The 25,065-nt window shown below is 41.8% G+C and carries 25 protein-coding genes and 1 tRNA gene; 9 read left to right on the plus strand and 17 right to left on the minus strand.

From position 1 onward, the window contains the following. Positions 1-40 precede the first annotated feature (40 nt). The 3 genes from H3V11_RS04785 to H3V11_RS04795 all read right to left on the minus strand — a co-directional run bounded on the left by H3V11_RS04785 (position 41) and on the right by H3V11_RS04795 (position 3,409). Positions 41-589 carry an RNA 2'-phosphotransferase gene (locus H3V11_RS04785; RefSeq protein ID WP_084549969.1) on the minus strand — a complete coding sequence of 183 codons (549 nt, stop codon included), beginning with the start codon at positions 587-589 and terminating at the stop codon, positions 41-43. Between the two features lie 462 nt (positions 590-1,051). Further along, on the minus strand, positions 1,052-2,086 hold the full coding sequence (locus tag H3V11_RS04790) for an NAD(P)-dependent alcohol dehydrogenase (RefSeq protein ID WP_084549961.1): 1,035 nt from the start codon (positions 2,084-2,086) through the stop codon (positions 1,052-1,054). A 573-nt stretch (positions 2,087-2,659) separates the two neighbouring features. Further along, positions 2,660-3,409, minus strand: coding sequence for an amino acid ABC transporter permease (locus tag H3V11_RS04795; protein WP_025330161.1), 750 nt, complete (start codon positions 3,407-3,409; stop codon positions 2,660-2,662). A gap of 235 nt (positions 3,410-3,644) precedes the next feature. Between H3V11_RS04795 and ribF the strand changes: the two genes are divergently transcribed. The 6 genes from ribF (at position 3,645) to fetB (ending at position 10,534) form a co-directional block, all read left to right on the plus strand. Continuing rightward, positions 3,645-4,574: a bifunctional riboflavin kinase/FAD synthetase gene (ribF, locus tag H3V11_RS04800; protein WP_174831565.1), complete on the plus strand. Its 930-nt coding sequence runs from the start codon at positions 3,645-3,647 to the stop codon at positions 4,572-4,574. Positions 4,575-4,663: 89 nt separating this feature from the next. Next, a complete protein-coding gene (gene ileS / locus H3V11_RS04805; RefSeq protein WP_198223744.1) occupies positions 4,664-7,450 on the plus strand; it encodes an isoleucine--tRNA ligase in 2,787 nt (928 codons plus the stop codon). A gap of 104 nt (positions 7,451-7,554) precedes the next feature. Beyond that, positions 7,555-8,040 (plus strand): signal peptidase II, encoded by a 486-nt coding sequence (gene lspA / locus H3V11_RS04810; RefSeq protein WP_037475735.1) that lies wholly within the window; start codon positions 7,555-7,557, stop codon positions 8,038-8,040. Between the two features lie 43 nt (positions 8,041-8,083). Then, on the plus strand, positions 8,084-9,025 hold the full coding sequence (gene ispH / locus H3V11_RS04815; RefSeq protein ID WP_037475651.1) for a 4-hydroxy-3-methylbut-2-enyl diphosphate reductase: 942 nt from the start codon (positions 8,084-8,086) through the stop codon (positions 9,023-9,025). Then, positions 9,022-9,738, plus strand: a complete 717-nt coding sequence (locus H3V11_RS04820) for an ATP-binding cassette domain-containing protein (protein WP_174829876.1) — start codon at positions 9,022-9,024, stop codon at positions 9,736-9,738. The genes ispH and H3V11_RS04820 overlap by 4 nt, the downstream gene beginning before the upstream one ends. Then, a complete protein-coding gene (gene fetB, locus H3V11_RS04825; RefSeq protein WP_198209717.1) occupies positions 9,656-10,534 on the plus strand; it encodes an iron export ABC transporter permease subunit FetB in 879 nt (292 codons plus the stop codon). The genes H3V11_RS04820 and fetB overlap by 83 nt, the downstream gene beginning before the upstream one ends. Positions 10,535-10,666: 132 nt before the next feature. Here the strand turns inward: fetB and iscX are convergent, their stop codons facing one another. From iscX to serB, 12 genes are all read right to left on the minus strand, one after another. Then, positions 10,667-10,861, minus strand: coding sequence for a Fe-S cluster assembly protein IscX (gene iscX, locus H3V11_RS04830; RefSeq protein WP_198209715.1), 195 nt, complete (start codon positions 10,859-10,861; stop codon positions 10,667-10,669). An 80-nt stretch (positions 10,862-10,941) separates the two neighbouring features. Continuing rightward, on the minus strand, positions 10,942-11,283 hold the full coding sequence (gene fdx, locus H3V11_RS04835) for an ISC system 2Fe-2S type ferredoxin (protein ID WP_174829878.1): 342 nt from the start codon (positions 11,281-11,283) through the stop codon (positions 10,942-10,944). A gap of 72 nt (positions 11,284-11,355) precedes the next feature. After that, a complete protein-coding gene (locus tag H3V11_RS04840; protein WP_174829879.1) occupies positions 11,356-11,982 on the minus strand; it encodes a glutathione S-transferase family protein in 627 nt (208 codons plus the stop codon). Positions 11,983-12,035: 53 nt separating this feature from the next. Beyond that, positions 12,036-13,904 (minus strand): Fe-S protein assembly chaperone HscA, encoded by a 1,869-nt coding sequence (gene hscA, locus H3V11_RS04845; RefSeq protein WP_198209713.1) that lies wholly within the window; start codon positions 13,902-13,904, stop codon positions 12,036-12,038. Positions 13,905-13,994: 90 nt separating this feature from the next. Further along, the gene (hscB, locus tag H3V11_RS04850) at positions 13,995-14,498 is read right to left on the minus strand and encodes a Fe-S protein assembly co-chaperone HscB (protein WP_078474327.1); all 504 of its coding nucleotides are present in this window, start codon (positions 14,496-14,498) and stop codon (positions 13,995-13,997) included. Positions 14,499-14,640: 142 nt separating this feature from the next. Beyond that, positions 14,641-14,961 carry an iron-sulfur cluster assembly protein IscA gene (gene iscA, locus H3V11_RS04855; RefSeq protein WP_025330173.1) on the minus strand — a complete coding sequence of 107 codons (321 nt, stop codon included), beginning with the start codon at positions 14,959-14,961 and terminating at the stop codon, positions 14,641-14,643. Positions 14,962-14,994: 33 nt separating this feature from the next. After that, complete coding sequence (locus H3V11_RS04860; protein WP_084564986.1) at positions 14,995-15,273, minus strand: hypothetical protein; 279 nt, start codon at positions 15,271-15,273, stop codon at positions 14,995-14,997. A gap of 1 nt (position 15,274) precedes the next feature. Then, entirely contained in the window at positions 15,275-15,658 is a 384-nt protein-coding gene (gene iscU / locus H3V11_RS04865; protein WP_025330175.1) for a Fe-S cluster assembly scaffold IscU, read from the minus strand. A gap of 133 nt (positions 15,659-15,791) precedes the next feature. Next, a complete protein-coding gene (locus tag H3V11_RS04870; protein WP_025330176.1) occupies positions 15,792-17,006 on the minus strand; it encodes an IscS subfamily cysteine desulfurase in 1,215 nt (404 codons plus the stop codon). A gap of 40 nt (positions 17,007-17,046) precedes the next feature. After that, the gene (locus H3V11_RS04875; protein WP_025330177.1) at positions 17,047-17,517 is read right to left on the minus strand and encodes a Fe-S cluster assembly transcription factor; all 471 of its coding nucleotides are present in this window, start codon (positions 17,515-17,517) and stop codon (positions 17,047-17,049) included. 544 nt (positions 17,518-18,061) lie between these two features. Further along, entirely contained in the window at positions 18,062-19,003 is a 942-nt protein-coding gene (gene pip, locus H3V11_RS04880; protein ID WP_198223745.1) for a prolyl aminopeptidase, read from the minus strand. Positions 19,004-19,112: 109 nt separating this feature from the next. Beyond that, on the minus strand, positions 19,113-19,955 hold the full coding sequence (gene serB, locus H3V11_RS04885) for a phosphoserine phosphatase SerB (protein WP_198223746.1): 843 nt from the start codon (positions 19,953-19,955) through the stop codon (positions 19,113-19,115). Between the two features lie 308 nt (positions 19,956-20,263). On the opposite strand from serB, the gene H3V11_RS04890 reads away from it, so the two are divergent. Then, positions 20,264-22,306, plus strand: a complete 2,043-nt coding sequence (locus H3V11_RS04890) for an OPT family oligopeptide transporter (RefSeq protein ID WP_198209709.1) — start codon at positions 20,264-20,266, stop codon at positions 22,304-22,306. A gap of 864 nt (positions 22,307-23,170) precedes the next feature. Here H3V11_RS04890 and H3V11_RS04895 read toward each other — a convergent pair. Both H3V11_RS04895 and H3V11_RS04900 read right to left on the minus strand, forming a co-directional pair. Beyond that, complete coding sequence (locus H3V11_RS04895) at positions 23,171-23,497, minus strand: hypothetical protein (RefSeq protein ID WP_198223747.1); 327 nt, start codon at positions 23,495-23,497, stop codon at positions 23,171-23,173. A gap of 635 nt (positions 23,498-24,132) precedes the next feature. Then, positions 24,133-24,208 (minus strand) — tRNA-Glu (locus H3V11_RS04900). A 359-nt stretch (positions 24,209-24,567) separates the two neighbouring features. Here H3V11_RS04900 and H3V11_RS04905 point away from each other — a divergent pair. After that, positions 24,568-24,744 carry a hypothetical protein gene (locus H3V11_RS04905; RefSeq protein WP_172338467.1) on the plus strand — a complete coding sequence of 59 codons (177 nt, stop codon included), beginning with the start codon at positions 24,568-24,570 and terminating at the stop codon, positions 24,742-24,744. Positions 24,745-24,791: 47 nt separating this feature from the next. Continuing rightward, complete coding sequence (locus tag H3V11_RS04910) at positions 24,792-25,022, plus strand: hypothetical protein (RefSeq protein ID WP_025330182.1); 231 nt, start codon at positions 24,792-24,794, stop codon at positions 25,020-25,022. Positions 25,023-25,065 lie beyond the last annotated feature (43 nt).

The following is a 25,065-nucleotide window of genomic DNA, read 5'->3' on the forward strand; positions in this document are numbered from 1 at the left end:
TTAATAAAATATTGTTTTTAAATATTTATAATTTATTTACTCATTCATATGGTTGTAAATATTGTTTTGGTACGGTTTGAACCAGCCATACTCCATTTTCCGCCAGATAGAATTGATATCCTGCCTGATACATTATTAAGGCGTGTATTTGCAGCACAATAGGGCTGCCATGACGTGTGCCGACTTTTATCGCAGTATTCACATCTGCTGACAGATGTACATAATGGCGGCTCCCTGCGATTAATCCTTGCTGTTTGATTGAATCCATAAATCTTGTGGCTGTACCATGATATAAAAACTCTGGCGGTTTTTGCGCATTATGACTGATATGAACCTGATCAGTTGAATGTCCTTGTGCTGCACGAATTTTTAAGCCATCTTCAGATATGGTAAATCGTTTTTTATCACTTGTTTTAACAACCACTTCGATAATATTTCTGGTGAGTTGTTCTCCATGCAGGTTTGCCTGTTTGATTAAGTATTCTATATTTACCCATCCCTGCTGATCTAAGGTGATATCTATTGTTTCCGGCTTATGTCTTAGAATATAACTTAGGAATTTACTGGTTTTGATAATTTTCTCTGACATTAATTTTGTATTCATATGTTCTATATTGTATTAATTTGAAACCATAGTTTATTAAGTTAAGTATTAGTTCATTGGTGTTGTGTTGGCTGATTTTAATATAGTGAATGTATATTAAAAACGAGAAATAGTATATGTTAAAAACATAAGATTGGTTGAAGAATAGTTAGTTATACCGGAAAATTTTTGAAAATTCAGAGGATTAATTTTTTTACTAGGAGGATAACTAAAAGTATTGATGGTAGTGATGCAGTAAAAAATATATGAAGTCAGTAAAATTGTTAATGAGAATGAGTTATTGCGAAACAAATTTTATTTTTAAGCTTGGTCTGCGTTGATACAACAGCCACCGGATGGTTTTTTATTGATGATAGTAATTAATTGTTTATCGCTCCAGAGCACGTGGATTTTATAGAATCAGGCTGTGGTTATACATATTGCTCAGCCTGATTCTATTAGGAAAGATTAAGGTATCAGTACTGCACGGCCATTAATCTGCCCTTTAATCAATTTATCGTATACTTCCAGAGCCTGTGAAAGGGGGTAGGTGGTGTATTCGATATTTATAATACCTTTTCTTTTCATGTCCAGTACTTCCATCAGTTCAACCCGTGAACCCCAATAGGGTGTACAAAGCGATGCTCCCCATGGCTGATTCATGCAGTGCCAGTCGAGTTTGCCGCCACCCAGACCAACTACTGTCCAGTCGCCGTTTAATCCGACTGTTTGTGCGCCCAAAGTCAGAGTTGGCTTATTACCAACAAAATCAAGTACGACGGCACATTTCTTCACACCGGTAATACGGGTAATTTCTTCGACAATGCTATCGGTATCGCGGTCGGTACGTATTACATAATCCGCACCATATTTTTTGGCCAGTTCCAGTTTTTCATCATTAATATCACCGGCAATAATGGTGGCTGAATATAGCTGTTTCAGGATTTGTACAGCCATATGTCCTAAACCACCTATGCCGATTACGAGAACAAAAGCCGATGGTGTTATTTTGCCGGCAGAACGTTTAATTGCATGATAGGGAGTTAAGGCTGCATCGGAGAGAGGGGCCACTTCTTCCGGGTGCAGGTCATGCAAAGGTACGAGTAAACGGCTGGAAGGAACAATCATGTATTCAGCCATGCCGCCATTGGTACCCAGTCCACCGCCGAGGATCGGAGATTCCGACTGATGTTCACAGTAGTTTTCCATAGATTGCTGACAAGGCTGGCAATGTCCGCAACCCCATGGTCCGTATACCATGACTGCGTCGCCTACTTTAAAATCAGTTACTCCTTCGCCCAGTTCTTCAACCCATCCGGCATTTTCATGTCCCAGGGTAAATGCAGGAGCACCAGCAGGGATACCACTTTCGATCAGGTGTATATCTGAGTGGCACACGCCGGCTGCACCGATTTTAATCAGTATTTCACCAGCTTTGGGTTTTGGTTTTTCGATTTCATCTATGCGGATATCGTGTTGTGCATGCAATCTGACAGCTTTCATGTTTTTCTCTTTTTCTGTTGATAAGATAAATATATAAATTAATAGTTAATCAATTTGTTTAATTTGTGTCAAGTTACTAGTTTTTATTATATATTTTGTTTATTTTAATAGTTCTGTTTTTTTATGTTATTTTTAAATTAAATTTGTATTTTTCTGCTGATTTATCTGATTTTTTTATTCTGGATTTTGTTTAAATCTATAGTACAAATTTTTAAAATGTAAATAAAGCTGTATCAATTAAGATATTTTTGATATATGTCTCCTGATGAGTTTCATCATTGATACTAATCGATAACTGACTGGTGTTATTTATGATGATTAATATTTGATAGCTGATTCAAATAGATTTTTTCAGTGTTGGATTTGCAATTTGAAATAGCTGGTTTGCAATAATATTGATTGGGTCGGAAAACCATATGTAATAAATGTAATTGATTTGACTCTGGTGTCAGTAAAGCTATAAATCAGTTTGTACATTGGTGTTATGAAATTGAATTCTGCTATTTTATAAAATGAAACAGGACGGTTGATTTTTAACCGTCCTGTTCTCATGTTGTTGATTTCTGTCTAAGCTCAGTGCTGATAACCTTTATTGTATTTTTTCTCCAGCCATGAGAAGAACCAGCTTAAGGCGATGGTCATTATCAGATAGATTATGGCAATGGTGTATAGCGGTGTCTCGTAGTTAAGATAACGTCCGGCTGCTGCGCGGGCAGCAAAAGCCAGTTCGACTACGGCGATGGCGGATAAAAGTGAGCTGTCTTTAAGTAAGGTAATAAATTCGTTGCCAATTGGCGGCAGCATACGGCGGATAGCCTGTGGCAGAATGACATAGCGCATGGCTTGTGTATAACTCAGACCAAGAGAGCGGGAGGCCTCGAATTGTCCGCGGTCTATTGACTGGATGCCTGCACGGAAAATCTCGGTAATGTAGGCTCCTGAATTAACTGAAAGTGCAAGTACGCCGGCAATCAGTGCACCGTAGCTGCGGCGCAGTTCGACAGCCAGATCGCCACTGATAATCAGACCGTCAGCAGGGTTGATGAGCAGTGGAAACCAGACAAAATACCAGATGAAAATCTGTACAAACAGGGGTGTGCCACGGAAAATGGTTACATAGAGCAGGGAAATCTGGCGCAATGACCATACGAAAGCACGCATAGGCAGCCCGCCTTTTTCAATGCGGATAATGCGTGCAAGGGCAAAAATCAGACCGAGAAGTGTGCCCATAAATGTGGAAATCAGGGTGACGCCGAGTGTTGTAAGCGCACCGTAATAAAACATTTCACGGTATTCGTAGATGATGTCAAAACGAAAGGCCATTGTGTTACCTAATAAATTTTCTGAGGTGTTGCTGGCTATTGATAGCCTTAGCGTCAGGTTGGCGGCTATTTTAGCAAGAAATAGGGGGATAACTGTATTAAAATTTGTTTGTTCTTGAGAATAAAGTGGATTTGATGGTTGAAACGGCTGGAAAATCCTGAGCAATTGCGCTGGCTAAGGCTGGCTGAAATGTTTACAATGATACGTTTTATTATTTGATTTATTCAAGAATTGTATGCGAGTTTGGTTGGGGAGCGGGCAACAGCCGGATTGGCCGGATGGTACTGCGGTGACTATCGGTAATTTTGACGGGGTTCATTGCGGGCACCGGCATATTTTGATGCGTTTGCGTCAGGAAGCCGGACAGCGCGGGCTTAGTTCGGTGGTGATGATGTTCGAGCCGCAACCACAGGAATTTTTTGCGCAGCAGGCAGGGAAAACTTTGCCGTTTCGTCTGACTCCGCTGCGCGATAAGCTGGATCTGCTTGCTGCAAGCGGCTGTGTTGATGCGGTTTATGTTGTGCGGTTTAATCAGCAGTTTGCAGCTATGCAACCGATGGATTTTATCAGTCAGATGCTGGTTAAGCATTTGCACACGCGCTATTTGCTGGTAGGTGATGATTTCCGCTTCGGTACACGGCGCAGCGGTGATTTTACTTTATTGCAGGCGCAGAATGAGTTTGTTACTGAGCACACACCTTCAATTGTGGTTGAAGATGTGCGCGCATCCAGTACTGCGGTGCGGATGGCACTGGCTTCGGGTAATCTGGCTTATGCACAGTTGTTGCTGGGGCACGAGTATACGCTGAGCGGTCGTGTGAAGCACGGGGCCAAACTGGGGCGTGAACTGGGTTGTCCTACTGCTAATGTGCATTTACCGGCTTTGCACTATGCTCTGAACGGGGTATTTGTGGTCGATGTATCTGGAGCTTTCGGGCGTAAGCGCGGGGTAGCCAGTTTTGGTAAAAACCCGACTGTGTCTTCGGGCAGTTTACAAAAGCTTGAAGTGCATATTTTTGATTGTGAAGATGATTTATACGGGCAGCGTTTACAGGTGCATTTTTTGCATAAGCTGCGCGATGAGCTGAAGTTTGAGTCGCTGGCTGCGTTACAGACGCAGATTTTTGCTGATATGGAAGCTGCCCGAATATGGCAGGCTGCCTGAATAGCAGGATTATGTTCGGGTGGCCGTAAAATTTATTGAACTGAATTTATTTGAATATTAAAAGTTAAATATATTTTAAAGAGAAAGTCATGACTGACTATAGTAAAACAGTAAATTTATTGGATACGCCGTTTCCGATGCGCGGTAATCTGGCCAAGCGTGAAGGCGGCTGGCTGAAATCTTGGTATGAACAGAAGCGTTATCAGAAACTGCGTAAACTCGCAGCAGGAAGACCTAAATTTATTCTGCATGATGGTCCTCCATATGCCAATGGTGATATTCATATCGGCCATGCTGTAAATAAGGTATTGAAGGATATTATTATCCGGAGTAAGACGCTGGCTGGTTTTGATGCACCATATGTTCCGGGCTGGGATTGTCACGGCTTGCCGATTGAGCTGATGGTGGAGAAAAAGCACGGCAAGAATATTCCGGCTGCAAAATTCCGCGAGTTATGCCGGGAATATGCACGGGAACAGATTGACCGGCAGAAAAAAGATTTTATGCGTCTGGGTGTACTGGGTGACTGGGAACATCCATATCTGACTATGGACTATCAAACCGAGGCAGATATTGTGCGTACGCTGGGACGAATTCAGCAGGGCGGTTATTTGTATCGTGGTGAGAAGCCGGTACAGTTCTGTCTGGATTGCGGCTCTTCGCTGGCAGAAGCAGAGGTAGAGTATAAGGATAAGGTTTCTTATGCGATTGATGTGGCTTATCAGTTTAAAGATAATGCTGCAGTGGCGAAAGCTTTCGGATTGAATGAGCTGCTGGGTGAGGTATATGGTGTTATCTGGACAACAACTCCGTGGACTTTGCCGGCCAGTCAGGCAATTTGTGTCGGGCCAGAAGTGGTTTATCAGTTGATTGATACGCCTAAAGGTAAGCTGGTGCTGGCTAAAGAACTGGCTGAGGCGGCTTTAGCCCGGTTTGGTTTTGGTGCGGATGATACGGCGGTACTGGCTGAAACAGCTGGCCGGCAACTGGAAAATCTGCATTTAAATCATCCGTTTCTGGATAGAGATATTCTGGTATTACTGGGTGACCATGTTACTACCGAAGCTGGTACTGGTATGGTACATACTGCTCCGGCACATGGTCTGGATGATTATTTTGCCTGTCTGCGCTATGGGATTAAGTTGTATAACCCGGTAAATGCTGAAGGGCGCTATATTAGTGATGTGCCACGGTTAGCCGGTATGACAGTCTGGGAAGGTAACCCGGTGGTAATCGACTGGGTTGCGGAAGAAGGTAAGTTACTCTCTAATGGCAAAATTACCCATAGTTATGCACATTGCTGGCGCCATAAAACACCATTGATTTACCGGGCAACCGGTCAGTGGTTTATCGGTATGGATAAGGAAGGTACCGATGGTAAAACATTGCGCAATAAGGCTATGAATGCTGTTGATGTTACTGAATTTTTTCCTGCATGGGGACGTGCGCGTCTGGAGGCAATGATTGAAGGGCGTCCGGACTGGGTGGTTTCCCGCCAGCGTTACTGGGGTACTCCGATGGCGTTTTTTGCGCATAAGGAAACCGGTCAGTTGCATCCGCGTTCGGCTGAATTACTGGAAGAGGTAGCTAAGCGGATTGAGCAGCACGGAATTGAAGCCTGGTTTGCATTGGATAAGCATGAGCTGTTAGGGGCTGATGCAGATGAATATGAAAAGCTGCCGGATACGCTGGATGTCTGGTTTGATTCGGGCAGTACGCATTATGCAGTATTGCGCCAGCGCCCTGAATTGGCATGGCCGGCTGATTTGTATCTGGAAGGTTCGGATCAGCATCGCGGCTGGTTTCAGTCTTCATTGCTGACAGCTTGTGCAACGGTTGGCAGTGCTCCTTATAAACAGTTGCTGACACATGGTTTTGTGGTGGACGGTAATGGGCAGAAGATGTCCAAATCTGTTGGGAATGTGGTTGCACCGCAAAAGGTCAATGACAGTCTGGGTGCTGATATTCTGCGCCTGTGGGTGGCTTCTACCGATTACTCCGGTGAACTGGCCATTTCTGATGAAATTCTGAAACGGGTTTCTGAAAGCTACCGTCGTTTGCGCAATACGCTGCGCTTTTTGCTGGCCAATCTCAGTGATTTTAATCCGGAAACGGATGCAGTAGCGATTTCAGATATGCTTGAGCTGGACCGCTATGCTCTGGTATTGGCTCAGCAGTTGCAGGAGCGCGTAGCCAATGATCACTTTACCCGTTATGCATTCCATTTTGCGGTACAGGATATTGTGCATTTCTGTTCGGAAGATATGGGTGCTTTCTATCTGGATATTCTGAAAGACCGTCTGTATACAATGCAGGCAGGCAGCCATGGCCGTCGGAGTGCACAGACTGCGCTTTATCATATTACGCGTAATCTGGTGTTGCTGCTGAGTCCGATTCTGTGCTTTACGGCTGAAGAAGCCTGGGCTGTTTTAACAGGTAATGATGAGGATAGTGTGCTGTATCATACTGTACATGGGTTCCCGTCTATGGCTGAGGCGGAATTAGCCGGTCTGGCACAGAAATGGCAGGCAATCCGTGCAGTAAGAGATACTGTTAATGCGGCTATTGAGCCTTTGCGTGCTGATAAGAATGTTGGTTCGTCATTACAGGCCGATGTGGCTATTCGAGTACCGGCGGATATTCTGCCTTTTGTTACGGCAATTGGTGATGAGTTACGCTTCGTGCTGATGGTTGCCAAGGTTACTGTTGAGCAGGGTGATGAGCTGTCGGCTACGGTCACTGTTGATCAGGGTACTAAGTGTGAACGTTGCTGGCATTATACAAATGATGTGGGTTCTGACCCGAAACACCCGACAATCTGCGGTCGTTGTGCACTTAATATCGATGGTGCCGGTGAACAGCGGTTATATGCTTGATGCGGGTTAATGATTTTAATTTTGCCGGTTATTTTGGCATGATTTGAATGATTCAGGCGTAATTGGTTTGGCCGGTTACGCCTGTTTGGTTTTTAGGGAAGGTTATGCTGAGTAAAAAATTGTTTTTATATGGTGCAATTATTATTGCGGGACTGATAGCTGACCAGTTAACGAAATATCTGGTTTTATGCCATATTCAATATCTGGAAAGAATTACGGTAATACCGGGTTTTTTTGATCTCACACTGACATATAACCCCGGCGCGGCGTTCAGTTTTCTTGCAGATGCCGGAGGCTGGCAAAAATTCTTTTTTATGGGACTGGCTCTGGTGATTTGTGTTTATCTGTTGCGTGCAATTATCCGTGATGAATTCGCAAAGCTGGGTAAAGTTGCTGCAGCCATGATTATAGGAGGGGCCGCAGGTAATGTAACAGACCGGCTGGTGCACGGGCATGTGGTTGATTTTCTATTGTTCTACTACCATAATTGGTTTTATCCGGCATTTAATGTTGCTGATAGCCTGATTTGTGTCGGTGCGGTGTTGCTGGTGCTGGAAAGTATTTTCCATCAGAAGAAAAAGGCGGTCTGATTGATTCGTCTGTGATGAATTCAGCCAGGTAACGGGATGTTTAATGAGTGACAAAAAGATTTTACTGGCCAATCCGCGTGGATTCTGTGCCGGTGTAGACCGTGCTATAAGTATTGTAGAACGGGCACTGGAAGAGTATGGTGCTCCGATTTATGTACGGCATGAAGTAGTACACAATAAGTTTGTGGTTGATAATTTGCGCAATAAGGGTGCGGTATTTATTGAAAATCTGGATGATGTGCCTCCTGATGCGACGCTGATTTATTCTGCTCATGGTGTATCTCAGGCTGTACAGCAGGAAGCAGTTGCACGCGGCTTTCGTATTTTTGATGCTACGTGTCCTCTGGTAACTAAGGTTCACCGACAGGTATCTCGGCTGGATGAACAGGGTTATCAGATTATTATGATTGGTCATAAAGGCCATCCGGAAGTTGAAGGAACGATGGGGCAATTGCCGCCGGGTGTGATGTTGCTGGTGGAAACAGTTGCTGATGTGGCAAGTTTACAGGTCCGCAATGAAGAAAAGCTGGCACATGTGAGCCAGACAACGCTTTCGGTTGATGAAACCAGCGGTATTATCGCCGCTTTAAAACAGCGTTTTCCTCACATTAAAAGTCCGCATAAAGAGGATATTTGTTATGCAACCACCAATCGTCAGGATGCAGTGAAAAAACTGGCTGCTACCTGTGATGTGGTGATTGTAGTGGGATCTCCTAATAGTTCGAACAGTAATCGTTTGCGTGAAGTGGCAGCATTACTGGGTGTTGATGCCTATATGGTTGACAATGCCGGCTGTCTGCAAACACAGTGGTTCAGTGGTAAGCATCAGGTTGGTATTACAGCCGGTGCTTCAGCTCCTGAGGTACTGGTGAATGATGTTGTACAAACTATTGTTTCCTGGGGATACCCGACAGTTACCGAAGGTGCTGGTGTGGAGGAAAATATTATGTTTGTTCTACCGAAAGAACTGCGTGGCTCATCATGAGTACGCCGATTTTATCCGGTGAGGGTGTGTGTCAGCGTGCCCATGATGATGGCAGGATGTTATTACAGGATATCGATTTTCAGCTCTGGGCTGGTGCGCGTGTGGCAATCAGCGGTGCATCCGGGGCAGGAAAATCGGTTTTTTTACGTACGATTTCTCTGCTGGATTTACCAGCTTCGGGCACGCTGTATTGTCATAATCAGCCGGTTCGTCTGAATGCACATTGTATTGCACAGCATCGCAGCCAGATCGCTTATGTACGTCAGCAGGCGGTGCTGATTCCGGGTACAGTGCGTGATAATCTGTTTTTACCTTTTACTTTGCATCATTATCAGCATAAAAAATTTCAGCCGGATAATGTACAGCGTGTGTTAGAGAGTCTGGGTAAAGATGGTAATTTCCTGGAACGGGATGCAACGGATTTATCCGGAGGAGAGGCTCAGCTGGTGTGTTTGTTGCGTATATTGCAATTAAATCCGCCGGTTTTGCTGCTGGATGAGCCAACGGCTTCTCTGGATGAAGATTCGGCACAGGCTGTACAAAAGCTGGTCGGTCAATGGCAGAAAGATAATCCTCAGGCTGCCTATATTTGGATTTCACATAGTGAGCAGCAGATTAATCAGGTAGGTGATGAAATCTGGTATCTGGATGCCGGACGGATTACTCACACCAGAAAATCACCACGGGCGGGAGGCAATAATGCAGGGAACTAATTATATTAGTGTTGCAGAACTGGCTCTGGCTTCATTGCTGATTCTGGTGAGTGCCGGTGTTTCATTATGGCTGAAGCTTGGATTGACAAAACGTATTCTGATTTCAGCAGTTCGGGCTATTGTGCAGCTGTCCATTGTAGGTTTGTTATTAAAATGGATATTTGCCTCTAATCAATGGTACTGGGTACTGCTGATTATTGTTGTTATGACTGTGATTGCCGGCTTTTCTGCGCGTTCGCGGGGCAGTTATGTATATCGGGGCTTGACCCGTGATGCTTTATCATCTGTATGGCTGGCTTCGTGGTTAAGTGCTGCTGTGGGATTATATGCGGTACTGCATATCCGCCCATGGTATTCACCGCAGTATGTGATTCCCCTTCTGGGGATGGTATTGGGTAATTGTCTGACAGCTGTAGCATTGTGTCTGGACCGTTTAACACAGGATTTACGTCAGCAACAGGCTCGTGTAGAAGTAATGCTGTCTATGGGCGCTACAGGCTGGGAGGCTTATCGGGATACTGCGCGTGCAGCGGTAGTAGCAGGGATGTTACCAACAATTAATCAATTGAGTGTAGTGGGGTTGGTAAGCTTGCCGGGTATGATTACCGGGCAGATTCTGGCCGGTGCATCTCCTGATCAGGCAATCAGGTTTCAGCTATTTACTATGTTTCTGATTTGTGCCGGTTCTGCCGGTGGTTGCTTATTATGTGCGGTTTTTGTTTACCGGCATGTATTTAATCGTTGCTGGCAATTTTGCAGCTGGCGTTTGAGACGCAGAAAAGCTGATAAGATTTAGTGATTTAATTTATATATTAAACAAACCGGTTGCCTATAGAAGTTGGCAACCGGTTTGTTTCAGTTATAAGCCGGACATCATCTGTAACATCATTATTTGTACGGATATTCTGATAAGTTTAGATGACTAAATTCAGGCAATTTCATCAATCCATGCCTGCTGAACCGCTTCGAGTATGCGCTCGCCGCAGTGCTCCGGATTGTCATCAAATTCTGGTAAAGCCAGTATCAGATCACGCAGTTGGGTAAAGCGGATACTGGTAGGGTTGATGTCTTCGTAGCGGTCGGCCAGTTCTTCGGCGATTCGGTGTATATCAGTCCATTTCATGGTTTAAGCCTGCACTTAATTAGATAATTAAAAAATATTATTAATTCAATCGGTTTGGAGAGTATTGTCATCAAATATGATTAATGCTCTTCTCGTGCATGATTGATGGTATATCTGGGAATTTCGATGGTAACATCACTATCAGCCAGACGTGCCTGACAGCTCAGGCGTGAATCGGCTTCCAGCCCCCATGCCTGATCAAGTAAATCTTCTTCCTGTTCAGTCGGTTCAGGCAGGCTATCATATCCTTTGCGGATAAGAACGTGACAGGTTGTACAGGCGCAGGATTTTTCGCAGGCGTGTTCAATTTCAATATCATGCTCAAGTAATGCATCACAAATACTGGTTCCTGTGGGAATGTCACTTAAAACTTTACCTTCAGGACAGAGTTGAGGATGGGGCAGTACAGTAATTTTGGGCATGGTAATTCCGTGTTTCTAAATAAAGCAGGCGTGTCCGGTTTTAAAATAAAACCATTCACGCCGAAAATGTTATTAAATTATACCTTGTACTTTTAGCACGGTGGATACACCGGCATCAGCACTTACGCGCTGATAGAATTTACTCAGATTATGATATGCGCTCAGATCAATGTTACATCTTTTTGTCCAATGTGCTTCTATAAAAATGTAAACATCTGCAATAGTGATATTATCGCCAGTCAGGTAATCCTGCTGAGCAAGAATATTATCAACGAAGGAAAATAAATTTTTCAGAGTAGCACTAGCATAGGCCTTCAGATTCTCCTGTGCTTTTTCATCATCTACCATGCGTGCTGCATAGAAATAAGGTTTAAAGCTCATGTGTAAATCAGAATTGGCAAAGGCCAGCCATTGACGGGCAAGGGCGCGTGCTTTGGGATCGTGTTGTGCTGTAACACCATAAATACCTTTATCCGGTGCAAGATCATTGATGTAATCAATGATTGCCACATTCTGACGCAGTGCCCAGTTGCCGTCAGTCAGTAATGGTACTTGCCCCTGAGGGTTCAGTGCCAGATATTCCGGCGATTTGATTGTGTCGCGGCCTACCTCTTCAGCGGTATATTCAAGTCCGCTCCATTCTAGTGCCACATGCGGTATAAATGCACAGGTATTTGGTATGTAATATAGCTTTAACATGATGTTATCTCCATTGTATCGGCAGACAGTTCAATTTGTCTGCATTTGAAATATCAGATTTCTCTGACGTTTTTACCTTGTAAAGCACGTTGGATATTGCGGTTCATGCGTTTGGCAGCAAATTCATCAGTTGCGTGATTCAATGCATGAATGGCATCACGAATATCCTGAGCATCTCCTTGCCGGATTTGTTGTCGGGTGTGTTCCAATGCAGTTTGAATAGCCTGTTGTTCATCATTGCTAAGTAAGTCTGCGTCCATAGACAGTGCATTGGTGACCGCTACAATAATGCTTTCTGCTTCTACTGTGGCTTCTGTACGGGCACGTTGTCTGGCATCGGTTTGTGCATGAGTAAAACTGTCTTTCAGCATTTGGGTAATAACGGTATCATCAAGTCCGTACGAAGGTTTTACTTCAATATGAGCCTGTACTCCTGTAGTTTGTTCGCGAGCAGAAACAGAAAGCAGACCATCAGCATCAACCTGAAATGTTACCCGTATGCGTGCTGCTCCGGCGGCCATCGGCGGGATACCGCGGAGTGTGAATTGTGCCAGACTGCGGCAGTCTGCGACTAATTCACGCTCACCCTGTACAACATGGATCATCATGGCTGTTTGCCCGTCTTTAAAGGTTGTAAAATCCTGAGCGCGTGCTGTAGGTAAGGTACTGTTGCGCGGGATAACCTTTTCAACCAGTCCGCCATAAGTTTCCAGCCCGAGTGATAACGGGGTTACATCCAGTAACAGCCATTCATCATCATTTTTATTGCCTGCCAGTACATTGGCCTGCATTGCAGCTCCCAATGCTACGACTTCATCCGGATTAAGATTATTCAGCGGAGTCTGACCAAAGAAAGTGGCTACAGCCTGCTGTACATGCAACATGCGTGTAGCTCCGCCTACCATAATTACCCCTTTTATCTCACTTTTACTGATGCCGGCATCGCGCATTGCCTGTTTAACCGGCTCCAGTGTTTTGGCTACCAGAGGCTGAGTTAGCTGATGAAAAGTGTCACGGCTGATATCAGTGAGAATTTTTTGTCCGTTAGAAAGAGTGGCGGCAATGGTGGTTGATGTTTCACTTGTCAGAGCTTCTTTGGCTGCACGTGAAAGTGATTGTAATAATGCGCTATCCTGAGCATTTAACTGTGATAATTTATTCTGTTCCAGCAACCAGCAAAACAAACGCTGGTCGAAATCGTCACCACCCAGAGCACTGTTACCGTTTGTTGCTTTTACTTCAAACAGACCGCGGCTTAAGGTTAGAACTGAAACATCAAATGTTCCTCCGCCAAGATCATAAACGATAAATGTTCCTTCAGCGGCATTGTCCAGACCATAAGCAATTGCAGCCGCGGTGGGTTCATTCAGTAAGCGTAAAACATGCAGACCGGTCAGACGGGCGGCATCTTTGGTTGCCTGGCGCTGTGCATCGTCAAAATAGGCCGGTACGGTAATCACTGCGCCGGCAAGTTCACCACCGAGTGTGTTTTCTGCACGGGTTTTCAAAACACGGAGAATATCTGCAGAGACATCTATCGGGGTTTTATTTCCTGCACGAGTGTGAATGCTGATAATGCGTTCATCATTAGTAAAATGATAGGGCAGATAACGGGTTTCAGACTGATTATTGATATCTTCAAGAGTACGGCCAATCAGACGTTTAGCTGAACTGATGGTGTTGGCCGGATCGATACGCTGTGCTTTTAATGCATCTGTGCCTACTTCCGGTACGCTATCCTGCTGGTAGCGGACAACAGAGGGCAGGGTAATCCTTCCCTGTTCGTCTGCGAGACATTCGGCATAACCACTGCGTACGGTTGCAACTAAGCTATTAGTTGTGCCTAAATCAATACCTACAGCACGACGATGTTCATGTGGTACAGCGGAAAGGCCGGGTTCGGCAATTTGCAATAAAGCCATAATCTGAATTTAGTCCTGATTTCTTAAATATTACTTAATACTTCGATTTTTTTATCAAAGCATATCTCTGATACATTGATTCTGATGATGTCAGGGAAGTGCAGCTTGAATTTCACTTTGTAATTTGTGTAAAAAACGCCCCTGGCGTACCAATTCTGCTGCTTTTTCCGGCTGATTCTGAATAAAGGTCGCATCCAGTTGCTGGTATAAGCCGGTTTGTTCGAGCTCAATAGTTGCTGCAAGTTCTTTCAGTGTTGTCCAGTCAGCTTCTGTACGGGCGTCTTCGAGTGTTTCACGCCATTGCATCTGCTGCATTAAAAACTCAGCCGGAAAGTGCGTATGCTCAGGTGCATCCGCATCTATTCCCTGTTGTTTCAATAAATATGCAGCCCGGTCAAGCGGATTGCTCAGAATACGATAAGCTTCGTTAACGGTAGCAGCCATCATCATGGCCTGCTTTTGTTCAAAAGCACTTCTGGCAGCAAATTTATCCGGATGGCACTGTGCTGCCAGCAGGCGATAATTCTGCTCCAGTTGCTTATCATCAATATTGAACTGTTCGGGTAATTGAAAAAGAGCAAAGTATTGGTTCATGTGGCTCACCTTTATGGTGAAAATTGGGTCAAAGCTAAAGATACCGGACATGAAAAACAGGCTTTTCGCAAAATTTGGTGTAATGCTGTATTTTGCTTATCAGCCGGCAGAATTGCGACATTCCGGCAACAGGGTTATTTATTTAAACATGAAAGCTTTCACCACAACCGCATTCATCTTTGGCATTGGGATTGGCAAATTTAAAACCTTCTTGTAATCCCTCTTTAACAAAATCCAGTTCAGTACCATCCAGATAAACATGGCTTTTAGGATCAACAAATACTTTGACACCATGTTGTTCAAACAATAGATCTTCCGGCTGGATGTTATCAACAAATTCAAGAGTATACGCCATACCCGAACAGCCACTGTTTTTAACCCCGAGACGAATACCTTCGCCTTTACCACGTTTGGTCAGATAATTGCTAATATGCTTAGCGGCTTTTTCAGTCAGAGAAATCATATTCTCACCTGTTGGAAATTTGTCCTGAATTTACTATGCAGTACCTTCAGGGTTTTTACAATTATGATTAAAACGACGTTTGTAAGATGAAAGAAATGAGCGCTTAATGGCAATATTTTCTTCACAGTTAATACAAAAACGTGTACCAGGAAACTCAAGCTGATGTTCAGATGATATTGATTCACCGCATTCCAGGCAAAATTGACTGGTACACATTCTGATATCGTTTAGGCGTACTGCATTAACCGATTGATTGTCATTATTTTCAGTAGTGGGTTCGTTGTTATTTGCGGTACTGCCAAAAATCATCATATTACTCGTTATGTTTTTTTCGATAATCAGCTACAGCAGCCTTAATAGCATCTTCTGCCAGAATAGAACAATGTATTTTTACTGGTGGTAATGCTAGTTCTTCAGCAATGGCACTGTTTTTAATAGCCAAAGCCTCATCCAGACTCTTACCTTTAACCCATTCTGTAATCAGACTTGAAGAAGCAATAGCAGAACCGCAGCCATAAGTTTTGAATTTGGCATCTTCAATAATACCGTTATCACTTACTTTGATTTGTAATTTCATTACATCGCCGCAGGCTGGTGCGCCTACCATACCGGTACCCACGCTCTGGTCACCCTTTTCAAAAGAGCCGACATTGCGCGGATTTTCATAATGATCAATGACTTTGTCACTGTAGGCCATAATAAGTTCCTTTTACAATTCTTCTGATGCCAGAATAACTACAATTGCTTTTATATTCGCAGCAAATAACCTGTTTTTAGTGTGCAGCCCTGCGATATAGCAGGGCAGAATATATCGTTTCAGTCTGAGCTGATTAATGTGCTGCCCATTCGACACTACTCAAATCAATGCCTTCCTGATGCATTTCCCATAATGGAGACAATTCGCGTAATTTACCGATTTTGGATTTAATCAGTTCAGCAGCATAATCAATCTCGGCTTCGGTAGTAAAACGTCCGAATGTAATACGCAGAGAGCTGTGTGCCAGCTCATCATTGCGACCCAGTGCGCGCAGTACATAGCTTGGCTCCAGACTGGCGGAAGTGCAGGCAGATCCGCTGGAAACAGCGATATCTTTAACTGCCATAATCAGACTTTCACCCTCAACAAAATTAAAGCTGATATTCAGATTCTGATAAACGCGATGTTGTAAATCACCATTGATATATACTTCTTCAACACCTTTAATTGCATTGAGAAAACGGTCACGTAGTGCTTTAGCATGAGCATTGTCTTTATCCATTTCCAGACGAGCCAGACGGAATGCCTCACCCATGCCGACAATTTGATGAGTAGCCAGTGTGCCGGAACGGAAACCACGCTCATGCCCGCCGCCATGCATCTGTGCATTCAGGCGGACACGGGGTTTGCGGCGTACATACAAAGCACCAATTCCTTTAGGACCGTAGGTTTTGTGTGCAGACATACTCAGCAAACCAATCTGATTGGCTTTTACATCAATATGAACTTTACCGGTAGCCTGAGCAGCATCGACGTGAAAAATGACTCCTTTTTCAGCACAAAGTGCACCAATAGCTGCAATATCCTGAATCACGCCGATTTCATTATTTACCCACATCACACTGACTAGGGTTGTATCAGGACGGATAGCAGCTTCCAGCTCAGCCATATCAATCAAACCATTTTCCTGTACACCCAGATAGGTAACTTCAAAGCCTTCTCTTTCCAGCTCTCGCATGGTATCCAGAATAGCTTTATGTTCAGTTTTGACCGTAATCAGATGCTTACCTTTACTGGCATAAAACTGTGCCGCACCTTTCAATGCCAGATTGTCAGATTCAGTGGCTCCTGAAGTGAAGATAATTTCTTTAGAATCCGCACCAATCAAAGCAGCAATTTCATTGCGTGCATTTTCTACGGCTTCTTCTGCCTGCCAGCCAAAGCTATGGCTATTGGATGCCGGATTACCAAAAAATTCCGTCAAGTAAGGAATCATTTTTTCAGCCACACGCGGATCAACCGGTGTTGTAGCTGAATAATCAAGGTAGATAGGAAGTTTTACGGTCATTGTCGTGTTCTCTTTAAATATCTATGGCTGCGCCGGAGTATTAATGCAGATTAATTAAGGTAACAGGCTGCTCCGGGTTGCTTTTTTTTTCATTACTGTTGTTATGGTAAGTTCGCTGATTCAGAATGCATTGCAAAGTAATGCCGCGCAGATAGCTGTCTATGGTTTTATTCAGATTTGCCCATAAGTCATGAGTCAGACAGGGTGAACCGTCCTGACAATCAGCATGACCGCCGCAAACGGTAGCATCCAGAGTGTCTTCCGCTGCAGAGATAATATCTGCAATATTAATCTGAGCAGCATCATGACTCAGTACATAGCCACCTCCCGGCCCGCGAATACTTTCTACCAGCCCGGCACGGCGTAATTTTCCGAACAGCTGCTCAAGATAAGACAGGGAAATGCGCTGGCGTTCACTTATTGCAGTCAGGTTTACTGCACCAGATTGCGCATGCATAGCTAAATCCAGCATGGCAATGACGGCAAAACGCCCTTTGGTGGTTAAACGCATGACAAAACCCGAAACAGATTGACAATGTATGAATTATCTAATACCCGACAATTTTAGTCAACTTTATTCATGGATAAATCAAGTAATTATGTCAGAATTAATTCCATCACAAATACATAAAATTCTAAAATTAATACTGGTTAAAACCCTGGAAATACAGAATGTTTCCAGCTGTCTGGCAGCGGAACCGGGTAAATTGTTTTAATTTTTGCGCATGATATTTCCTGATTATTAATAACATTCATCAAATCAGAGCGTTTGTATACGATAAGCACAGAATAATTAAGAAATTCGGAATTATCGGTTTTTCTGAGAACAGGCCAGAATCAAGCTCACGGATAGGAAAATGAAAAAATAATGCAAGCCGTAAAAATACTGAAGTTGTTAATAAAGCTGAGCTAATAGCTTAACTTCAAAAGATATTGATACTTTGTATGGGAAGAAATTAATATTCGAAATATTTATGCTGATTAAAAAATAATATTTCTGATAATAAAACAGGTCTGAATATATTCAGACCTGCAAGAAATGTCCGGAGTAAATGTTATAAACTGGCAAAAGCATCGGTAGCAGCCACCAGAGCAGCCTGATTTGCCGGTTCAAAGCCAGAATGACCAGCCATAGTGACTACCAGTCTGGCATGCGGTAAAGCCTGCTGCAATTCCCATGCGCTTTCAATCGGTGTGCACATATCATAGCGCCCCTGAACAATGACAATCGGAGTATCAGCCAGTATCTGAATATTTTCCAGTAAGGCAAATTCGCTTGCCAGCCAGCAGCGATGGACAAAATAATGATTTTCAATCCTTGCAATTGCCAAGGCACGCTGCGGATCATTATATTCGTCTATACCAGCCTGATTATGCTCTAAATGTACAATACTACTTTCCCATTGGGCCCATGCTTTAGCTGCATTGAGCTGAGTTGTTTCATCCGTATAAGGATGGCATAACAACTCATGATAGGCATCTACTAAATTATGCCGTTTATCTTCAGCAATCGGTGCGAGATAATTCTCCCATGCTTCCGGAAAAATATGATTTGCGCCTTGCTGATAAACCCATGTGATTTCATGTGGCCGGCACAGAAAAATACCACGCAGTATCAGCTCAGTGACTCTTTGCGGATAAGTTTTAGCATAAGCAAGTGCCAGTGAGCTACCCCATGAACCACCAAATACCTGCCAGCATTCAATGTGCAGCATCCTGCGAACTTTTTCTAAATCTTCAACCAGATCCCATGTAGTATTGTCGTCAATACAGGCATAGGGCAGGGAACGACCGCATCCACGCTGGTCAATAATAATAATGCGATATTTTTCCGGATTGAAGAAACCGCGGCATGCAGGCGAGGCACCAGCTCCCGGCCCGCCATGTAAAAAAATAACTGGTTTACCGGCCGGATTGCCGCTTTCTTCCCAGTAAATCTGATGAATTGCAGAAACCTGCAATAATCCAGACTGATATGGTTCAGTTATTGGATACATAAATGTGTTCCCGAAAGCAACTGCAAACTAACTAAATGATTATTATTAAATTATAATTCAATTTGTATCTGGTTTTATCACTGTTCTGCCGGTTGTCTGGGGTTATCAATCAGCGAAACCACTTACGCACGGCATCCAGACCGCCAAAGCGTACATTAATAGACGTTGCAGCCTGTGTTTTTGGTTTGGCGTGGTAGGCAACTCCAAAACCGGCAGCCTGTAGCATCGGAATATCATTAGCACCGTCACCGATTGCCAGTACCTGCATTGGGTTTAGTCCAAGTTCTTCTCTGAATTGAACCAGTAAATCAGCTTTAGCCAGAGCATCAATAATTCTGCCTGCCAGCTCTCCGTTCAGAACATTATCTTGTATCACCAGCTGATTAGCAAAAGTATAATCAAGTCCGTATTGTTGCTGCAGCCGTTGAGTAAAATAAGTAAATCCACCGGAAATCAGCATGAATTTAACTGCATATTTCTGACACTGCTGCAACAGCCATTCTGCACCCGGAGAAAGTTTCAGTACATGTTCATAAACCTGTTTTAATTCTTCAACCGGTAAACCCTTTAATAAAGCTACACGCGCCCGTAACGATTGCTCAAAATCAATTTCACCGCGCATTGAGCGTTCGGTGATGGCCGCAACCTCTGCCTGTAATCCCATTCCGGCAGCAATTTCATCCACACATTCTATGGTAATCAAAGTGGAATCCATATCACTAACAATTAATCCTAAGTCTGCAAAATTCTGATCTGGCAAAATAGCAAAATCAATTTTTTGCTCAATCAGCTGAGTCTGTGCTGATTCAGATAATTCGAAATCAACACTAATCGGCAGCCTCAGCACAGAATTATCAAATGTATATTCCGGATTTGACGGCATAATTGCGTTTAAATGGGATAAATCGCACAGACGTAAATCCGTATGTTGTAAAACCAGAACAGGAAGCATAACAAATATACAGCCAGAAAAAAAATTCAGTATAGACATCCATAATAGGCTTGACAACCAACAGTTAAAAAGAAAATAAGTGCTGAAATCAGAATCCGGAAATTGAGTAAAATTAATCTTATTTAAACTAAAAATAAAAATAAAAAACTTAATTTACATTAAATTCTTTAAACATAAAGAAAAATTACAAATGAGTTTGTACAATGCAACTTTTTGTCCAAAATTGCGGTTGTGAAAGGATAAATAAATATCCAGAAATTTTAGTATTATTGCTATTATTCCAAGTCGCATTTTTATGGAGTTATTACATGCAACACCCCTCAACCACCTCATCGGCGGTCGATCAGTATCGCGAACTTACTGTTCGCGGTATGATCTTAGGTGCATTAATTACAGTAATATTTACTGCATCTAATGTATATCTGGGGCTGAAAGTTGGCCTGACATTCGCTTCATCCATACCCGCTGCCGTAATCTCTATGGCTGTACTCAAATGCTTTCATGGTTCAAATATTCTTGAAAACAATATGGTACAAACGCAGGCATCGGCGGCCGGTACCTTGTCTTCAATTATCTTTGTTCTGCCCGGTTTGTTAATGATTGGTTACTGGCAGGGTTTTCCATTCTGGCAGACAACCTTGATATGCGTTGCCGGCGGTATTCTTGGTGTTATTTTCACTATTCCTTTACGCCATGTACTGGTTGTTAATAGTGATTTACCTTATCCGGAAGGTTTAGCCGCCGCTGAAATACTCAAGGCTGGTGACCACAATCAACCACAGGAAAATGATGAAGATTCACCGCAAAGCGGAGTTAAGCAGATTGTTACCGGTGGTATTTTATCCGGTATTTTCAGCTTTCTGGCCGGCGGCTTACGCGTAATCAGTGAAAGTGCCAGTTACTGGTTTAAAGTAGGCGGAGCCGTATTTCAGGTGCCCATGGGCTTTTCACTGGCTTTGCTGGGTGCCGGTTGGCTGGTAGGTATTACCGGTGGTATTGCTGTACTGCTAGGCATGTTTTTTTCATGGGGAATAGCCGTACCGTATTTCACCAGCACCACTGCAATGCCTGAAAATGTTTCAATGATGGATTTTGCAATTAAACTTTGGGTAACCAAAGTCCGCTATATTGGCGCCGGAGCCATCGCTGTTGCTGCAATCTGGACATTAATTACCCTTTTCAAACCTATGCTTGAAGGCATGAAACTTTCTTTTCAGGCCTTTGGATCGGATTCACAAACCAGCAAGACACAGGAGCGGGTAAATCAGGATTTATCGCCTAAAACCATGATGCTGATTGTAGTGGCTACTCTGATCATTCTGGTTGCTACCTTCTACAGCTTTATTGCCACTGCGCCGATATCTTTCGGACTGGCCTGTGCTTTGGTTGCGTGTGCCACCATCATGGCCTTCATTATAGGTTTTCTTGTGGCTGCAGCCAGTGGCTATATGGCTGGTCTGATTGGTTCTTCTTCCAGCCCGATATCCAGTATCGGTATTGTTTCAATCATCATTATATCGCTGGTATTCATGGTGATTGGTCAGTCTAGCGGTATTTTCGCACAAGCTGGTGGTAATCAGTTTATGACAGCTTTAGCATTATTTACTGCTTCTGTGGTTATGGCCATTTCTACTATTTCTAATGATAATCTGCAGGATTTAAAAACCGGCCATCTGGTTCAGGCTACACCGTGGCGCCAGCAAGTAGCACTAATTATTGGCAGCATTGTTGGTGCGATAGTAATCTCACCAGTACTTGAACTGTTGTATAACGCTTATGGTTTTACCGGAGCCTTACCACGTGCCGGAATGGATGCTGCTCAGGCACTGTCAGCACCGCAGGCAACTCTGATGACCACTATTGCCAAAGGGATTTTTTCTCACAATCTGGAATGGGCATATATCAGAGCAGGCGTATTTTTGGGTGTATTCCTGATTGTGCTTGATGTGGTGGTTAAATATCTTCGTCCGGGTTGGAGTGTACCTCCGCTGGCAGTGGGTATGGGTATTTATCTGCCGGCTTCCGTCAATATGCCAATCTTTATCGGAACAGTATTATCCTATTTATGTTTGCGTTATATCAAAAAGCGCCATACTGATCCAGCTATTCAGGAGAAAGAGGTTAAAGCCACAGATCGTCGTGGTACATTACTGGCTGCTGGATTAATAGTCGGTGAAAGTATCGTAGGTGTAGTAATGGCTATGGTAATTGTTGGGTCTATAGCTCTGGGCGGCGGCGAATCTCCGCTGGCTTTGAATTTGCAGGGCTGGGATAAAATTGGAGAACTATTAGGTTTACTTCTCTTTATCTCATTTATGGCAATTCTGGTACGGCAAATAATAAAAAAATAACAGTTAATTAATTAAAACAGCGCATAAAAAGCGCTGTTTTTTTGTATATCTTCTGAGTTATACAGACTTAAATGAAATAATTCTACAGTATATTTATATGCCATTATACTTAAGAAAAATAAAAAAAATAGCTTCAATACTAGCTGTCTCGAAAATATCTAATGTTAATAGAAAACATATAAGTTATTATTGTATAAATATTTTATTAGTATTTTTTTATATATCCTCATAGAGAATAATTTTTCATGTAACGAATATTATTATAAAAATGAATACAGTAATAATTGAAACACATTGTCAAATAAACTGTTATTGCAAATTAATATTTCAACTAACTCTGATTTCTAAAATCATTATATTTGTTGTAAGAATATCTCTTTTATTATAGTAAATTTTGATATTCACATTATCAGTCCGGAAACTGGGAAGTTTTTATTTTCTATTGTTAATGCACAGCGGATGCATTCCGCACCTGGTGCCACGTTGACAGGGGGCGAGCAGGTGAGCAAAGAAGCTACAAGTACCGTGAGTTAGTAGGTTTTATATACTAAAGAAAAAATCAGCTAGGTATTGTGAAGATTAAACTGATTTATACAAGGTAATCTGGATGTAACACATTGCAGCGTTTGTGTTACTAGACGCTGATCTTTGAGACTGATTCTTGTCTGCGTTATCTGATTGTAATTGCCGGCACAAATTATCAAGTCGAGTTGTCAAAAACTCAATGAATATTAAAATGAGCAATATGTCAGCCGAGTTGTGTTAACGTAATCTCATGTTTGAGTTTTTATATACTACTTAATCTCTTCCGCCTTCTTCTTTATATAAGTATAATAAGATTTTTTTGTCTTTATCTAGCTGTATCTATTCTTTCATTTTATTAACAATAAATGAAGCAAATGCTGCTGTTAATGTAGTGAGTAAAATCTCTGAGAATTTTCCTGCAAGTTTTCCTACCAATTCCATCAATTCTTTTGCACAAGTAGGACAAAGCTCATCATCATAATTGTCTCCTCCAACTGCATAATTTCTACATCCATAGTTTCGGCAAACATAAATGGTTGCTTCACAATTTGGACATTCACACTTATCTCTTCTTAAATTATTTTTAACTGAAATTTTTGCCCTGACTTCATGTTTACAACACGGACAAATACCTATTGGTTTATACTCTGATGTTTGTTCATTCATAATTGACACCTTATAAATCCATGTTTGGTCTAATTGAATTGCGTTAATAATGAAAACCAATATATTTCTAATCAACTAAAACCTTAATATTTTGCGAACCAAAATAGAGGTTATACAGCTAAAAATAAATCAAAGTATTAAATAACTGTAGTTTATTTAAGTATATTATAAATTTAATTTGTTTTAGTAAATTTTTTATATTAAATATAGTTAAATGGAGATGTTCAACATTTATGTTTAAAAAAATTTTGAACAAAAAGAGCGAGTTAAATTAGTTAAGAATGAGCTGGACGAAGTTAAGAGTAAGTGTGATGCGTTAATAAATGCAATTGAAAACGGCTTAGATGAAGTAAGTTCAATTATGAAACAAATATCAAATTAAGATGAAACAGAAAGAGCTCTATTAATTGAACAGGAAAAATATCTGCTGAGCCTGTCTTTGTGGAGCCATCTGGTATTGAAATTAGTTCAGCTATAAAAGCTCTGCGGAATTTTATAACAAATATAAAGAATTTTAGAAAAAATAGTTTATTATAATCATTTATAAAAAGTATTGAAGTATTTGACGATGAAAAGTTATAAACTATTAACCCAAACGGATTGTGAATACTAAAGCGGTTCATAGTAAGAACGAATGGCACGCCTACAGGGATTCGAACCCCGGTTGCTACCGTGAAAGGGTAGTGTCCTCGGCCTCTAGACGATAGGCGCATGAATATGTGCTAGTATGTATATGATACTATAATTTGTATAAATATATATCATTTTCACAATTCTGGAAAGCAATTCTAACAGTTTTAATTATTACAAGAAATATCTCTTTATCAGAATTATTATATTGTCAACTTCGATCTTACTTTGCTTTGTTTTTAAAAAGCAAAATTAAATTATAAAATTTATTTGAATAAATTTAATAAAAATTAAAATATATTAATGATATATCCATAATAAATTAATTAAAGGTTAAATTTAGTTAAATTAATACATAGATAAATATTTTATGCTATAATACATTTGTTGTTTAAACAACAAATCAATAATATTATATATTTATTTACAAAGGTGAAAATATGGTTTATTTTACTGTTACTGCAGCTAATGGGTGTAAAGCACTTATTAACAGAAATATGGTTAATAAAGTAATTGATTATGGTAATTATCGTGCCATTTATCAAGGAAGTGATACTAATAACTTTCAAGTCAGAGAAAGTTTGTCTTATATTTGGGACTATTTAAATAGTAAATAAAAGTTGTATAGGTTAAATTTTATTCTCTTTGAGAAGGAATTCATAAAATGAAAACTGATTTAACATGTATTCTTTTAACATTACTGTTATCTTTTTCATTTAGCAATGCTTTTGCATATAAACCTTCTCAATTTGATAAAATTCGCCTGAAACAAAATTGTAAAAATGAGCAGGAGTCGCCATTCAAAGACTTCGCTGGTACGCCTAGTTGTGACAAGCTGAAAAAAATCGAAATCGATGAAAATCAGCCAACTTACCGGGTAATTCGTGAACAATAAATGAATTTTATCTGAAAAGGTAAGTATAAACGTAGCCTGATTA

It is taken from the genome of Snodgrassella sp. W8158, assembly GCF_016100435.1.
Lineage (GTDB): Bacteria > Pseudomonadota > Gammaproteobacteria > Burkholderiales > Neisseriaceae > Snodgrassella > Snodgrassella alvi.

Coding starts and splice junctions, on each gene's coding strand:
- H3V11_RS04890 (WP_198209709.1), top strand. CDS start 20,264: ATGCAACACCCCTCAACCACCTCATCGGCGGTCGATCAGTATCGCGAA.
- fdx (WP_174829878.1), bottom strand. CDS start 11,283: ATGCCCAAAATTACTGTACTGCCCCATCCTCAACTCTGTCCTGAAGGT.
- H3V11_RS04910 (WP_025330182.1), top strand. CDS start 24,792: ATGAAAACTGATTTAACATGTATTCTTTTAACATTACTGTTATCTTTT.
- ispH (WP_037475651.1), top strand. CDS start 8,084: ATGAGTGACAAAAAGATTTTACTGGCCAATCCGCGTGGATTCTGTGCC.
- H3V11_RS04875 (WP_025330177.1), bottom strand. CDS start 17,517: ATGCGTTTAACCACCAAAGGGCGTTTTGCCGTCATTGCCATGCTGGAT.
- fetB (WP_198209717.1), top strand. CDS start 9,656: ATGAAATCTGGTATCTGGATGCCGGACGGATTACTCACACCAGAAAAT.
- H3V11_RS04795 (WP_025330161.1), bottom strand. CDS start 3,409: ATGGCCTTTCGTTTTGACATCATCTACGAATACCGTGAAATGTTTTAT.
- iscX (WP_198209715.1), bottom strand. CDS start 10,861: ATGAAATGGACTGATATACACCGAATCGCCGAAGAACTGGCCGACCGC.
- H3V11_RS04840 (WP_174829879.1), bottom strand. CDS start 11,982: ATGTTAAAGCTATATTACATACCAAATACCTGTGCATTTATACCGCAT.
- H3V11_RS04820 (WP_174829876.1), top strand. CDS start 9,022: ATGAGTACGCCGATTTTATCCGGTGAGGGTGTGTGTCAGCGTGCCCAT.
- iscA (WP_025330173.1), bottom strand. CDS start 14,961: ATGATTTCTCTGACTGAAAAAGCCGCTAAGCATATTAGCAATTATCTG.
- pip (WP_198223745.1), bottom strand. CDS start 19,003: ATGTATCCAATAACTGAACCATATCAGTCTGGATTATTGCAGGTTTCT.
- lspA (WP_037475735.1), top strand. CDS start 7,555: ATGCTGAGTAAAAAATTGTTTTTATATGGTGCAATTATTATTGCGGGA.
- H3V11_RS04790 (WP_084549961.1), bottom strand. CDS start 2,086: ATGAAAGCTGTCAGATTGCATGCACAACACGATATCCGCATAGATGAA.
- ileS (WP_198223744.1), top strand. CDS start 4,664: ATGACTGACTATAGTAAAACAGTAAATTTATTGGATACGCCGTTTCCG.
- hscB (WP_078474327.1), bottom strand. CDS start 14,498: ATGAACCAATACTTTGCTCTTTTTCAATTACCCGAACAGTTCAATATT.
- ribF (WP_174831565.1), top strand. CDS start 3,645: ATGCGAGTTTGGTTGGGGAGCGGGCAACAGCCGGATTGGCCGGATGGT.
- H3V11_RS04785 (WP_084549969.1), bottom strand. CDS start 589: ATGTCAGAGAAAATTATCAAAACCAGTAAATTCCTAAGTTATATTCTA.
- H3V11_RS04860 (WP_084564986.1), bottom strand. CDS start 15,273: ATGATGATTTTTGGCAGTACCGCAAATAACAACGAACCCACTACTGAA.
- H3V11_RS04895 (WP_198223747.1), bottom strand. CDS start 23,497: ATGAATGAACAAACATCAGAGTATAAACCAATAGGTATTTGTCCGTGT.
- hscA (WP_198209713.1), bottom strand. CDS start 13,904: ATGGCTTTATTGCAAATTGCCGAACCCGGCCTTTCCGCTGTACCACAT.
- iscU (WP_025330175.1), bottom strand. CDS start 15,658: ATGGCCTACAGTGACAAAGTCATTGATCATTATGAAAATCCGCGCAAT.
- H3V11_RS04870 (WP_025330176.1), bottom strand. CDS start 17,006: ATGACCGTAAAACTTCCTATCTACCTTGATTATTCAGCTACAACACCG.
- H3V11_RS04905 (WP_172338467.1), top strand. CDS start 24,568: ATGGTTTATTTTACTGTTACTGCAGCTAATGGGTGTAAAGCACTTATT.
- serB (WP_198223746.1), bottom strand. CDS start 19,955: ATGCTTCCTGTTCTGGTTTTACAACATACGGATTTACGTCTGTGCGAT.